At 73.8% G+C, this 12,414-nt stretch carries 12 protein-coding genes and 1 pseudogene; 9 read left to right on the top strand and 4 right to left on the bottom strand.

Annotated features, from left to right (window positions below; translation table 11 throughout):
- A pseudogene (locus PV342_RS21140) lies at positions 1 to 314 on the top strand (hypothetical protein); the annotation flags it as partial.
- Positions 311 to 997, top strand: a complete 687-nt coding sequence (locus PV342_RS21135) for an alpha-ketoglutarate-dependent dioxygenase AlkB family protein (RefSeq protein ID WP_400803614.1) — start codon at positions 311 to 313, stop codon at positions 995 to 997. The pseudogene PV342_RS21140 and the gene PV342_RS21135, both read left to right, overlap by 4 nt.
- Here the strand turns inward: PV342_RS21135 and PV342_RS21130 are convergent.
- Positions 951 to 2,165, bottom strand: a complete 1,215-nt coding sequence (locus PV342_RS21130; RefSeq protein WP_400803611.1) for an MFS transporter — start codon at positions 2,163 to 2,165, stop codon at positions 951 to 953. The genes PV342_RS21135 and PV342_RS21130 overlap by 47 nt on opposite strands.
- A gap of 74 nt (positions 2,166 to 2,239) precedes the next feature.
- On the opposite strand from PV342_RS21130, the gene PV342_RS21125 reads away from it, so the two are divergent.
- From PV342_RS21125 to ddaH, 3 genes are all read left to right on the top strand, one after another.
- Positions 2,240 to 3,211: an ArsR family transcriptional regulator gene (locus PV342_RS21125; protein WP_018559332.1), complete on the top strand. Its 972-nt coding sequence runs from the start codon at positions 2,240 to 2,242 to the stop codon at positions 3,209 to 3,211.
- A 15-nt stretch (positions 3,212 to 3,226) separates the two neighbouring features.
- The gene (locus tag PV342_RS21120; protein WP_018559331.1) at positions 3,227 to 3,730 is read left to right on the top strand and encodes an Lrp/AsnC family transcriptional regulator; all 504 of its coding nucleotides are present in this window, start codon (positions 3,227 to 3,229) and stop codon (positions 3,728 to 3,730) included.
- 123 nt (positions 3,731 to 3,853) lie between these two features.
- Positions 3,854 to 4,690 (top strand): dimethylargininase, encoded by an 837-nt coding sequence (ddaH, locus tag PV342_RS21115; RefSeq protein ID WP_500318335.1) that lies wholly within the window; start codon positions 3,854 to 3,856, stop codon positions 4,688 to 4,690.
- Positions 4,691 to 4,741: 51 nt separating this feature from the next.
- Here ddaH and PV342_RS21110 read toward each other — a convergent pair whose 3' ends face one another.
- Together PV342_RS21110 and PV342_RS21105 are read right to left on the bottom strand one after the other, a co-directional pair.
- Positions 4,742 to 5,158, bottom strand: a complete 417-nt coding sequence (locus PV342_RS21110) for a PaaI family thioesterase (RefSeq protein ID WP_386995818.1) — start codon at positions 5,156 to 5,158, stop codon at positions 4,742 to 4,744.
- Between the two features lie 39 nt (positions 5,159 to 5,197).
- Complete coding sequence (locus tag PV342_RS21105) at positions 5,198 to 6,787, bottom strand: MFS transporter (protein WP_500318333.1); 1,590 nt, start codon at positions 6,785 to 6,787, stop codon at positions 5,198 to 5,200.
- A 100-nt stretch (positions 6,788 to 6,887) separates the two neighbouring features.
- Between PV342_RS21105 and PV342_RS21100 the strand changes: the two genes are divergently transcribed.
- A complete protein-coding gene (locus PV342_RS21100) occupies positions 6,888 to 7,373 on the top strand; it encodes a winged helix-turn-helix transcriptional regulator (RefSeq protein WP_018559327.1) in 486 nt (161 codons plus the stop codon).
- 121 nt (positions 7,374 to 7,494) lie between these two features.
- Positions 7,495 to 8,007 (top strand): hypothetical protein, encoded by a 513-nt coding sequence (locus PV342_RS21095; protein ID WP_500318332.1) that lies wholly within the window; start codon positions 7,495 to 7,497, stop codon positions 8,005 to 8,007.
- A 45-nt stretch (positions 8,008 to 8,052) separates the two neighbouring features.
- On the opposite strand, the gene PV342_RS21090 is transcribed toward PV342_RS21095, so the two are convergent.
- Positions 8,053 to 9,084, bottom strand: a complete 1,032-nt coding sequence (locus PV342_RS21090; RefSeq protein ID WP_361005490.1) for a LacI family DNA-binding transcriptional regulator — start codon at positions 9,082 to 9,084, stop codon at positions 8,053 to 8,055.
- Positions 9,085 to 9,527: 443 nt separating this feature from the next.
- Here PV342_RS21090 and PV342_RS21085 point away from each other — a divergent pair, with 443 nt between their 5' ends.
- Both PV342_RS21085 and sthA read left to right on the top strand, forming a co-directional pair.
- A complete protein-coding gene (locus PV342_RS21085) occupies positions 9,528 to 10,772 on the top strand; it encodes a glycoside hydrolase 5 family protein (RefSeq protein ID WP_500318330.1) in 1,245 nt (414 codons plus the stop codon).
- A gap of 181 nt (positions 10,773 to 10,953) precedes the next feature.
- On the top strand, positions 10,954 to 12,357 hold the full coding sequence (gene sthA, locus PV342_RS21080) for a Si-specific NAD(P)(+) transhydrogenase (protein WP_400803597.1): 1,404 nt from the start codon (positions 10,954 to 10,956) through the stop codon (positions 12,355 to 12,357).
- The last annotated feature ends 57 nt before the right edge of the window (positions 12,358 to 12,414 follow it).

Here is a 12,414-nt window from a genome sequence, read left to right as displayed (position 1 = left end):
CACCGGGCGATCCGGCGTCCGCGGCGCTTCGGCTGCGGGCCGCGCGGCGGCTGACCTCGCCGGCGCCGGACGCCTGGGTGGTGGCCGCGGCGCCGGCCGGGTGGGCGCAGCTGGCCCGCCGGCTGCGGCGCGGTACGCCCTGGGACCCGGCGCGTACGTACGGCTTCGCCGCACTCGGCGACGCGCGCGTGGTGGCCGCCGCCGGGGCGGAGACGCTCCAGGGCCTGCGCGGCGCGACCCCGGACGGCCGGACCTGGCAGGTGGACCGGGGGTGGGTGACCACGGCCGCCCCGGGCGGGGGCGGTGCCCGGTGAGCGCGCTCATCCCCCGTCCCCGGCTGCGGGTGGCGCCGGGCGCGGTGCACGTGCCGGGCTGGCTCACCCTGGACCAGCAGCGGGAGCTGGTCGTCGCGTGCCGCGCCTGGGCCATGGGCCCGGTCCCGATCCGGCACACCCGGCTCCCCCGCGGCGGGGTGATGTCGGTGCGCACGGTCTGCGTCGGCTGGCACTGGCAGCCCTATCGCTACACCCGTACCGCGGGCGACGTGAACGGCGCCCGGGTCGCGCCCTTCCCCGACTGGATGGTGGGGCTGGGGCGCCGCGCCCTGGTCGCGGCCTACGAGGACCCGGCGGCGGGCGACGGCTACACCCCGGACACCGCGCTGATCAACTTCTACGACGGCGACGCCAGGCTCGGCATGCACCAGGACAAGGACGAGCGCAGCGACGCGCCGGTCGTGTCGCTGACCATCGGCGACAGCTGCGTCTTCCGCTTCGGCAACACCGAGAACCGCAACCGCCCGTACACGGACCTGGAACTGTCCTCCGGCGACCTGTTCGTCTTCGGCGGCCCGTCCCGATTCGCCTACCACGCCGTCCCGAAGGTCCACCCGGGCACGGGCGACCCCGCCACCGGTCTCGCCTCCGGCCGGCTGAACATCACGATGCGGGTCACGGGACTGGACGACGGGTCGCGGGGCCGGGCGCCGCGGGCGTGACGGCACCGCCGGGGCCCGGGCGCAGGCCGGGGGCCAGCACCAGGGTGACGGCGACGGAGAGGGCGGCCATGACCGCCATCGCGGTCGCCGGGGAGGTGTGCTGGGCGACGGCGCCGGCCAGGGCGGCGCCCAGGCCCTGGCAGGTGAGCATGCCGGATGAGTGCAGCCCGAGGGCGTGACCGCTGAGTTCGTCGGGGGTGAGGGCCATCAGCCGCTCCTGGAGCAGCAGGCTCGCCGCGTAGCCGACGGAGGCCACGGCGACGACGGCCGCCGCGAGGGGCAGCGCAGGGTGCAGCGCGAAGACCAGGTAGGGGGCCGCGAGGAGCAGGCGCAGGGCGGCGCCCGCGCGTTCCCGCCACCACGGCGGGACGAACCGGCCGGCCATGGTGTCGCCGACGAGCATGCCGCAGGCCGCGGCGGCCAGGAGCAGCCCGGCGTTCTCCGGCGCGTAGGGGACGAAGAGCGACTCGCAGCCGACGATCAGGCCGTTGGGGACCCAGAGCGCGAGATACACGTAGCGGCGCGGCCGGGCGGACCACAGGAGCACGTTGGTCCGCCAGGTCTCGGCCGCAGAGGGGCGGCCGCCCGCGCGCGGCGGCCTGGCGCGCAGTCCGGTCAGGGCGGTCGCCGCGGCCGTGAGGTAGAGGGCCGCGCCGGCGAGCAGGACCCCGCGCGGTGACAGGGCGGCGAGCAGCAGACCGCCGGCGGCGAAGCCGCAGATCTGCATGGTGCCGGTCGCCATGTTCAGCACGGAACGGCCCAGCAGGAAGCCGCCCTTGGGGAGGATCTCGTGGAGCAGCCCGTAGCGCACGCCGCCGCCCAGGGACGCCACCAGTCCTTCGGCCGGCAGGATGACGAACACGGCCCAGATCGGCAGGCCGGGGACGGCCAGTACGGCGGTGCCGAGGGCGAAGACCAGGGCGACCGCGGCGAGCGCGGCGCGCGGCGGCAGGCGGTCGGCCGCCGACAGCAGGGTCGTCGCCCCCGCCACCTGCGCGAGGGACGGGCCGAACATGGCGACGGCGGACAGCAGCGGCGAGCCCGTGGCGTCGTAGACCAGGGTGCTCAGGGCCAGCCCGCTGACCGTCTGCGCCGCAATCTGGCCGGTGGAGACCAGGAACAGCGGGGTGAACTCCCTTGTGCGGAAGAGTTCTTGGTAGGTGCGCATGGAACCGAGTCTCGGCGGCGCCGGTTCGGGCGGTTAATGTTTCGCGCGGGCGCGAAAGGTGAGGAGGGCGGGGCATGGGCTGGTGGGTGGTGAACTCGGAGACGCTGGTGGGCAGCCGGTTCGTCGTCTCCCCGCTGGCCGAGGCCATCGCGGCCCTCAAGCTGCTCGACCGGGGCACGGCCGCGCACCCCGGGGAGCGCGGCTGGCTCGGCACGCACCTGCCCGCGTACCGGGAGCGGCTGGCCGCCGACCCGGTGACCGGGCTGCTGGTGCGGGCCGCTCTGGGGCGCACCTGGAACGCCGACTTCCTCACCCCCACGCCTTCCGGCGAGGGCGCTCCCGGCTTCGAGGAGGAGCTGCAGCGGATCCGCGAGACCCCGCCGGACGCCGCCCGCGAGCATCTGACCGTGTCGCTCGGCGGACCGCTCCCCGCCCCGCTGCGCCGCGCGGACCTGCCGGAGCGCGCGGCGGACGTCGTCGCCTGGGTGTGGACGCACACGGTGCTGCCGCAGTGGCCGCGCCGGCGGCGGGTCATCGAGGCCGACATCGTGGCGCGCACCGCACAGCTCGGCCGCGGCGGCTGGGCGGAGGCGCTGGACGACATGCGCCGCGGGATGCGCTGGCTCGGCGAGGGCCGGTTGCAGATCAACACGCGGGACTACCCGCCGCGCGACCTGTCCGGCGCCCGGCTGATGTTCGTGCCCGTCACCCCGCGCACCGGGTGGGTGTCCTGGGACGAGCCCGTGCGGTACGCGGTGGTCTACCCGTGCTCGGGCGCGCTGGCCGAGGCGGGGCGGCAGCGGGTCCCCGAGGCGCTCGGTTCGCTGCTCGGCCCGGCGCGCGCCGCCGTCCTGGTGCTGCTCGCGACGCCGATGAGCACCACGCAGCTGGTCGCCCTGACCGGTCAGGGGCTGGGCTCGGTGGGACGTCATCTGAAGGTGCTGCTCGACGCCCGTCTGGTGCGCCGCCGGCGGGCGGGGCGTTCCGTGCTCTACTACCGGACGGAGACCGGCGACGCCCTGGTCGCGGCCCAGCAGGACGGCTGACGGAAGGAGCGGGGCATGGTCCACAGACCCGTGCCGTTCGACGAGCTCGACCGCAAGATCGTCGCGGCTCTGATCGCGAACGCCAGGACGAGCTTCGCCGAGATCGGCGCGGACATCGGCCTGTCGGCCACCGCCGTCAAGCGGCGGGTGGACCGGCTGCGGGAGTCCGGGATCATCACCGGGTTCACCGCCACGGTCCGGCCCGCGGCCCTCGGGTGGCGGACGGAGGCGTACGTGGAGGTGTACTGCGAGGGCGCGGCGCCGCCCCGGCGGCTGGCCGAGGTCGTCAGGAACCACCCGGAGATCACGGCGGCGATGACGGTGACGGGCGGCGCGGACGCCCTGCTGCACGTCCGGGCGACCGACGTCGGGCACTTCGAGGAGGTCCTGGAGCGGATCAGGACCGAGCCCTTCATCCGGAAGACGATCAGCTACATGGTGCTGTCGCACCTGCTGCCCGACAGCCCGGAGGCGGGGGCGGCGCGGCCCGCCTCGGAGGGCGCAGCAGACCTGCGCTGAAGGGCCCGCCGACGCAGCATCGCTGCGTGTGCTTGCAGCGTCCGGATCTTGTCGTCCAGGGCCCCCGATTCCTACCGTTGAGCCGTTCCCCCGGCCTTACCGCAGGAAGCGGAGGAGTTCGCCGTGCCCGAGAACCGTGTGGCCCGCCCCCGGCGTTATCTGGTCTGCCCGCCGGACCACTTCGATGTGCGCTACGCCATCAACCCGTGGATGCGGGAGGGCGTGCGGGTCGACACCGCGCTCGCCCGGGAGCAGTGGGCCGCGCTGGTGCGGGCCTACCGGGAGCACGGTCACACGGTGGAGTCCGTCGAGCCGGTCCCGGGGCTGCCCGACATGGTGTTCGCCGCCAACTCGGCGCTGGTGGTGGAGGGGCGGGTGTTCGGCTCGTCCTTCCTCGCGCCCGAGCGCCGCCCGGAGGCCGAGGAGTACGCGGCGTGGTTCAAGGCGGCGGGTTTCGACGTGCGCCGCCCTGTGTCGGTCTGCGAGGGGGAGGGCGACCTGGTGCCGGTCGGCGGTTTCGTCCTGGCCGGTACGGGCTTCCGCACCGTCCGGGCGGCGCACCACGAGGTGCAGGAGTTCTTCGGTGTGCCGACGGTCGGCCTGCAGCTGGTGGACCCGCGCTTCTACCACCTGGACACCGCGCTGTTCGTCCTCGACGACGGGGCCGCGGGCGGGCCGGCGAACATCGCGTACCACCCGGAGGCGTTCTCCCCCGGCAGCCGCGAGGTGTTGCGCCGGATGTTCCCCGACGCGGTCGTCGCCACCGCGGACGACGCCCTGGTGTTCGGCCTCAACTCGGTCTCGGACGGCCGGCACGTGTTCATGGCGCCCGCCGCCAGGGGGCTGTCCGAGCAGCTCGCGGGGCGGGGCTACGTGCCCGTCCCCGTCGACCTCACGGAGTTCCACAAGGCCGGCGGGGGCATCAAGTGCTGCACACAGGAGATCCGCCCGGCACCCTGAAGCACCGGGGCCGCCGCCCGGCTTCCCCGCCCCGGGGTCCCCTGCCCGCCGTCACACGGGCAGGGAGCGGTTGAACAGCCGCACCTGGCCGCGGGCGATCGGCCGGCCCGCCGCGTCGGTGATCACCGCCAGCCAGAGCTGAAGGCTCCGGCCCTGCTGGAGGGGAGTACCGCGGACGTCGAGGCGGCCCCGGACGTACGGGAGCAGGAAGTCGGTCTGGTTGCCGACGCCGACGGCGAACCGGCCCTCGGAGCGCACGGCGTAGGAGGCTCCGACGCTGGCCACGCTCTCGATCACGGTGGAGTAGAGGCCTCCGTGGGTGATCCCCCACGGGGTGTGGTGCTCCTCGGTGGCCTCCAGGTGGGCGGTGACCTCCTGCGCGCTGATCGTGTCGTAGTGCAGCCCGACGGCGCGCAGGAAGGCTCCGGCGGCCTCAGGGTCGAGGTCCGGGTCGCTGGTCTCCGTCATCGTGGCTCTCTCCTGCTTCGTCCTGTGACGCGGGCGGGGTCAGTGGGCCTGCGGGGCGGGCCGGTTGCCGACCAGTACGAGGGCGGCGACGGCGGCGGCCGCCAGGCCCACGCCGGGGATGAGCACGGCCAGGTGCAGGGCTCCGGTGAAGGCACCGCCGACGGCATCGGTGACGGTGTCCCGGAGCGCGGCGGGCAGGGTGGAACCCTGGGCGCCGGTGCCGACGGCCTGCGTCACCTGGTCGGCGACACGGGAGGGGACACCGCGGTCGGAGAGTTCACCGGGCAGCCGGGAGGCGAGACCGCTGGTGAGTACGGTGCCCGTGACGGTCGCCCCGAGCGTGCCGCCGACCTGGCGGAAGAGGTTGACGGTGCCGCTGGCCATGCCGCCGTCGGTCTGCGGCACGCTGATGACGGCCACGGCCGTGCTCGGCGGCAGGACCAGGCCCGCGCCGGCACCGAACATCGCCATCAGCAGCACGATCACCTCCGTCGACGAGGTGGGCGTCTGGGCCGTCATCAGCAGCGTACCCGCCGAGGCCAGCAGGGCGCCGACGCCCAGGGTCGCCTTGAAGCCGATACGGCGGGCGATCGCCGCGGCCACGTAGCTGACCAGTACATAGGAACCCATCAGCGGCAGGAGCAGCAGGCCCGCGTCGAGGATGGACTCGTGCCGGATCCTCTCGAAGTACAGCACCTGGGCGAAGGCGGTGGCCACGAAGGCGTACTGGGCGGTCATCGCGACGACGTTGGCCGTGGCGAAGGAGCGGCCGCGGAAGAGCCGCAGCTTGAGCATGGGCGTCCGGGTGCGCGCCTCGTGGACGACGAAGGCGGCGAGCGAGGCGGCGGCGACCGCGAAGGCCGTGGTCGCGTGGGTGGTGCCGAAGCCGGTGTGGCCGCCCTCGACGAGGCCGTAGTTCAGCGCGCCGATGGCGAGGACCGCGAGCACGAGACCCGGCGGGTCGAGGTGGCGTCCGGGCTGCCGGCTCTCGGTGACGAACCGGGGCGTCAGCACCAGGACCAGCACCGCCAGGACGACGTTGACCAGGAACACCGCGTGCCAGGACCAGCGCTCGAGGATCAGCCCCGCGGCCACCGGCCCGAAGGCCAGGCCTATGCCGGAGACGGCGACCCAGATGCCGACGGCCCGGGTCCGGGCGTGCGGCTCCGCGAACATGCCGGTCACCAGGGACAGGCTGTTCGGCAGGATGGCGGCGCCGCCGAGGCCCATGAGGGCCTGGCCCACGATGACACCCGAGGCGCCCGAGGCCAGCGAGGTGACGAGGCTGCCCCCGCCGAGCAGCACCATGCCGAGGGCGAAGACGCGCCGCCGGCCGAAGCGGTCGCCGACGGTCCCGGCGGAGAGCACGAAGCTGGCCACCATCATCGAGTAGATCCCGGCGATCCACACCAACTGGGCGCCGGACACCCGCAGGTCCTGCTGGAGCGGGGCGAGGACGGCGGTGGTCTGGGTGATGTTCACGAACATCGCCATCTGGCCGAGGCTCGCGACGACGAAGCCGATCCACCGCTTCCTCGCCTCCCCCGGATCCGGTGTCCTCACGGTGGTCGCGGCGTCGGACGCACCCGCACTGACGGCCTGGTCCGTGGCGGCGCTCGGGCTCCTCATGAGCTGTTCCCTTCCCGGCTGAGTTCGACTTTCGAACCTAGCTGAACGGGCACGCTACCACGTCTGAGTTCTTTCTGAGAACTCAGGTAGGATCCGGAGCATGGAATACCTCGACCAGGACACCTCGAACTGCTCCGTCGGGCGGGCCGTCGGGCTCGTCGGCCAGTCCTGGGTGCTACTGATCCTTCGCGACGTCACCCGCGGGGTCAGGCGCTTCAGCGACCTCCAGGACCACCTCGGCGTCTCCCGCTCGGTGCTGGCGGACCGGCTGGGCGGCCTGGTCGCCCACGGGCTCCTCGAACTGCACACGTACCAGGAGCCCGGCGCCCGGCGCCGGGCCGAGTACGTGCTCACCGACAAGGGCCGGGACCTCTACCCGCTGCTCACCTCGCTGCGGCAGTGGGGCGACAAGTACCTCGCCGACCCCGAGGGCCCCGCGCTGCTGGCCACCCACCACGACTGCGGTGCGCCCGTACGGGCCCGGCTGGTCTGCGACGAGGGCCATGTGATCGGCGCCCCGGAAGAGGTCGACCGCAGCCCGGGCCCCAGCGCCCGGCCCCGCCCCACCGCCGACGTACCGGCCTGAGCGAACCCGCGCCGCACGGGGCACGCCGCCCCGTGGCGGCCGGGTCGCCATGGCCCTCAAGCGGCCGCCGCGGGCGGGGACCAGGGCCCACTGTCAGACCGGCGCCCTACCGTGAGGCGGGATGATCGCTGACGACGGGAGACGGGCGATGGGCCCCACCGGCTGGGACTACGTCACTTCGTACCGCGGGAGCGTCGAGGCGACGCTCGAAGCCCTGCACGAGCAGGTCTTCCAGGAGCTCTACGGCGACGATGAGCAGTACGGCGATCGCGCGGCGCTCTACGCCGACGAGTCCCTCGAGGATTCGGGCACCCACTCGATTTTGGACGTCCACCGCATCGTCGACACACCCGCGGGTCCCGGCAGGGGCGACTGGGAGTACTGCACGTTGCGTCCGCTGCGCCCCGAAAGGCTGCTGTACCACTTCGGAACGGCGGAGCCGACCCCACAGCAGTTCGAGGACGCCTTGGCGCGCGCCAAGGCCCCGTCCTCCCCCAGGTCACGCAGGTCACGTGGAACTGAGGCGATGACTCTGACCGACGAGCAGGAGCTGCGCTGGACCGGGCACTATGTGCTTCTCCACTCGAACGGAGAACCCACGCACGTCGGCTTCTTCGGCATATCCGGAGACTGACCGCCATATCCGGAGACTGACCGCCCGACGTGCCCAGCCGGGCGCTCAGCCGCGCCGTGGCGGCGCCGTGCTGTCGCGGACGACGAGTTCCGGCGTCGGCTGGGCCACGTCACGGGCCGGGCGGCCGCCGAGCAGCCGGACGAGTTCCGCAGCCGCACGCCTGCCGAAGGCCGTCGCGTCGCGGTCCAGGGCGGTCAGGCGGGGGTGCGTCGCGCGGCAGAGCGCCGAGTCCTCCCAGGCGACGACGGACAGATCACGCGGTACGGACAGCCCCATGCCGAGCGCCACACCGGCGCCCGCGACCGCCATCACGTCGTTGTCGTAGATGATCGCCGTGGGCGGCTCGGCCCCGGCCAGCGCGAGGCGGGTGGCCTCGGCCCCCTGGCCCTCGGAGTAGTCGGTGGTGACCGACCGGACCGCGGGCAGGCCCAGGCGGGCGGCCCCGGTCCGCAGCGAGGCGACGCGGCGCGTGGTGTGCGCCAGGCCGGCCAGGCCCGCGACGTGCACGACACGGCGGTGGCCCAGCCCCGCGAGGTGCTCGACGATCGCGCCCATGGCGGCCGCGTCGTCCACCCGGACGGTGGAGATCACCGGGTACGGGACGGGCTCCCGGGGCTCGCGGTCGACCTCGCGGCCGCCGACGACCACCGCGGGCAGGCCCAGGGAGTCCAGCAGGGCCGGCCGGGGATCGCCGATCCGCGGGTCCACCACGATGACCCCGTCGACCCGCTGCTCGGCCCACCACCTGCGGTAGACGGCGCACTCCTCCTCCGCTCCCGCGACCACCCGGAAGAGCAGGCCGAGGTGGCGTTCCGAGAGCACCTCCTGCATGCCCGAGACGAGTTGGAGGAAGAACGACTCGATGCCCAGTGAGCTCGCCGGGCGGGCGAGCACCAGGCCCACGGTCGCGGCGCCCTCCCCCGACAGGGCCCGCGCGGCGGTGCTGGCCCGCCAGCCGAGCTGGTCGGCGACCCTGCGCACGCGCCTGCGGGTGGTCTCGGAGACCCCGGGGCGGTCGTTGAGGGCGAAGGACACGGCGCTCTCGGAGACGCCGGCCCGCCGGGCGATGTCCTTCATCGTGGGCCGCCGGGCGGGCACGCGCCGTCCGGTCCGGGCGGCGGGCGGCGGTTCCACCGGTGGCTCGTGCGCCGCGATCGTGGGCCCCCTCGAATCGTCCGCGTGACGTCGTGCGCGCCGGGCCCCGGGCGACGCGACGCGCGCACCAGTATCCCCCAGCCGGGCAAGGCCGCGCACTAAAGCGCTTGAGTCACGCGCCTCTAAAGCGCATTAGTGCTGACGCCCGAATTCCGGCCGCACATCGTTGACCTGCTGCTTCTTCGCCCCAAGGAGCAAATGAGAGAGGCGAGTTGACTTTCCCGGGGCGCGGTGCCACCTTGTCGTGGGCGCGCGGCGGCTACTCCCCCAGCCGCGCCGATCACGGGACGGATCCCCCGACCGCCCCGCGACCACCGGCAATGCCGCCGCGCGCCCACCCAGCTCGTACGAACACGGGAACCGCCATGACACCGCGCTTCGGCGTCAACTACACGCCCAGCCAAGGCTGGTTCCACCACTGGCTCGACTTCGACCTCGACGCCGTCCGCGCCGACCTGGACTCCGTCGCCCGCCTCGGGCTGGACCACATCCGGGTCTTCCCCCTGTGGCCGCTGTTCCAGCCCAACCGCACGCTGATCCGGCCGCGCGCCGTCGAGCAGCTGGCCGCGCTGGTCGACGCCGCCGCCGAACACGGCCTGGACGTCAACGTGGACGGCCTGCAGGGCCACCTGTCGAGCTTCGACTTCCTGCCCTCCTGGACGGCCACCTGGCACCGCCGGAACATCTTCACCGACCCGGACGTCGTCGCCGCCGAGGCGGAGTACCTGCGCACCCTCGCCGCCGCGCTCGCCGACCGGCCCAACTTCCTGGGCATGACCGTCGGCAACGAGATCAACCAGTTCTCCGGCCCGCCGCACCCGGACCCGGACCCCATCGGTCCGGCCGAGGCGGACGCCTGGCTGCGCCTGATGCTCGACGCCTGCGAGCGGGGCGCCCCCGGCAAGCTCCACCTGCACGCCGAGTACGACGCCGCCTGGTACCAGGACGACCACGCCTTCACCCCCGCGCAGGCCGCCCGGCTCGGCTTCGCGACCGCCGTCCACTCCTGGGTCTTCAACGGCACGGCCCAGCGGCACGGCCACGCGGGCGTCGCCACCGAGCACCACGCGGCGTACATGATCGAGCTGTCCAAGGCCTGGGCCACCGATCCGCACCGCCCGGTCTGGCTGCAGGAGGTCGGCGCCCCGGCGCCCGTGGTGCCGCCCGAGCACGCGGCGGCGTTCGCCACCGCCACCATCGCGGGCGCCCTGGACTGCGCTGACGTGTGGGGGGTGACCTGGTGGTGCTCGCACGACGTCTCCCGGTCCCTCGCCGACTTCCCCGAACTCGAGTACACGCTCGGACTCCTCACCAACGACCGCGAGGTCAAGCCGGCGGGCACCGCCGTGGCCCGCGCCGTGGCGGAACTGCGCGACCGCGGGTACGCGCCGCGGCCCCGCACGACCGCGCTCGTCGTCGACGTGGGCGACAGCGTGACGGCCCCCCGGAGGGCCGGCTGCGCCCCCGGCGGCGAGGTGTTCGAGGCCTGGGCCGCGCTGACCGCCCAGGGCGTACGGCCCGCCCTGGTGCTGGCCGACCGGGCCGCGGACGCGGAGCACCTGGCCGCCCGCGGCATCACCGAGGTCGTCACCCCCGCGCAGGTCCGCTGAGCGTCCGGACCACCGGGCGCCCGGACTGCCGAACCCCGGTCCGAGCGGACCCCGCACACCCCGTCCCCCGGCGGGCCCCCCGGCACGGGTCCCGTACCCGTGCCGGGGGGCTCGGGGACGCTCCCGGCCGCATCTCCGTCAGCCCTTTCCCGGGGGTGCCGTGGCCTGACAGACTCGTCCGGTGACCGAATTCGACCTGCTCGTCATCGGATCCGGCCCGGGCGGCCAGAAGGCCGCCATCGCCGCGGCCAAGCTGGGCCGCCGGGTCGCCGTCGTCGACCGCCCCGACATGGTCGGCGGGGTCTCCATCCACACCGGCACCATCCCGTCCAAGACGCTCCGCGAGGCCGTGCTCTACCTGACCGGGCTCACCCAGCGGGATCTGTACGGCCAGAGTTACCGCCTCAAGGAGGACATCACCATCGCGGACCTCACCGCGCGCACCCAGCACGTGGTGAGCCGCGAGGTCGACGTGATCCGCAGTCAGCTCTCCCGCAACCGCGTCACCATGCTCACCGGGACCGGCCGCTTCACCGACGACCACACGGTCGCCGTGGAGGACCCGTCCGGCCGCGAGGTGCTGGTGACCGCCGGGAACATCGTCATCGCCACCGGCACCCGCCCGGCGCGCCCGTCGACCGTGGAATTCGACGACCGCACGGTGATGGACTCCGACAGCGTGCTCAACCTGGACCGGGTGCCCCGCTCCATGGTCATCGTCGGCGCCGGCGTCATCGGCATCGAGTACGCCTCGATGTTCGCGGCGCTGGGCAGCAAGGTGACGGTGGTCGAACAGCGGGACGGAATGCTGGACTTCTGCGACGTCGAGGTGGTCGAGGCGCTCAAGTACCACCTGCGGGACCTCGCCGTGACCTTCCGCTTCGGCGAGACGGTGGCGGCCGTGGAAAGGCATCCGACAGGCACCCTCACCGTCCTGCAGAGCGGGAAGAAGATCCCCGCGGACGCCGTCATGTACTCGGCCGGACGGCAGGGCCTCACCGAGGGCCTCGACCTGGGCAAGGCGGGTCTCGCCGCCGACAAGCGGGGCCGCATATCCGTCGACGAGCACTACCGCACCTCCGTGCCGCACATCTACGCCGTCGGTGACGTCATCGGCTTCCCGGCGCTCGCGGCCACCTCCATGGAGCAGGGCAGACTCGCCGCCTACCACGCCTGCGGCGAACCGGTGAACGCGATGCACGGGCTGCAGCCGATCGGGATCTACACGATCCCGGAGATCAGCTTCGTCGGGCGTACGGAGGACCAGCTCACCGACGACAACGTGCCCTTCGAGGTGGGCATCTCGCGCTACCGGGAGCTGGCCCGCGGCCAGATCATCGGCGACTCGCACGGCATGCTGAAGCTGCTGGTGTCGACGGAGGACCGCACCCTGCTGGGGGTCCACTGCTTCGGCAGCGGCGCCACGGAGCTGCTGCACATCGGCCAGGCGGTGATGGGCTGCGGCGGCACGGTCGACTACCTGGTTGACGCCGTGTTCAACTACCCGACCCTCGCCGAGTCGTACAAGGTGGCCGCCCTCGACGCCACCAACAAGCTCCGCCAGATCAACCGCCTCACCGGCTGACCCGGGTCCGTCGTGTGCGGGGCGCCCCCGGCCGGGGGCGCCCCGCACACGTACCCG

This window comes from Streptomyces sp. PA03-3a, from assembly GCF_033792735.1.
GTDB lineage: Bacteria > Actinomycetota > Actinomycetes > Streptomycetales > Streptomycetaceae > Actinacidiphila.
Note: the sequence above shows the minus strand (reverse complement) of the source record. Positions and strands in the feature narration are given on the sequence as shown.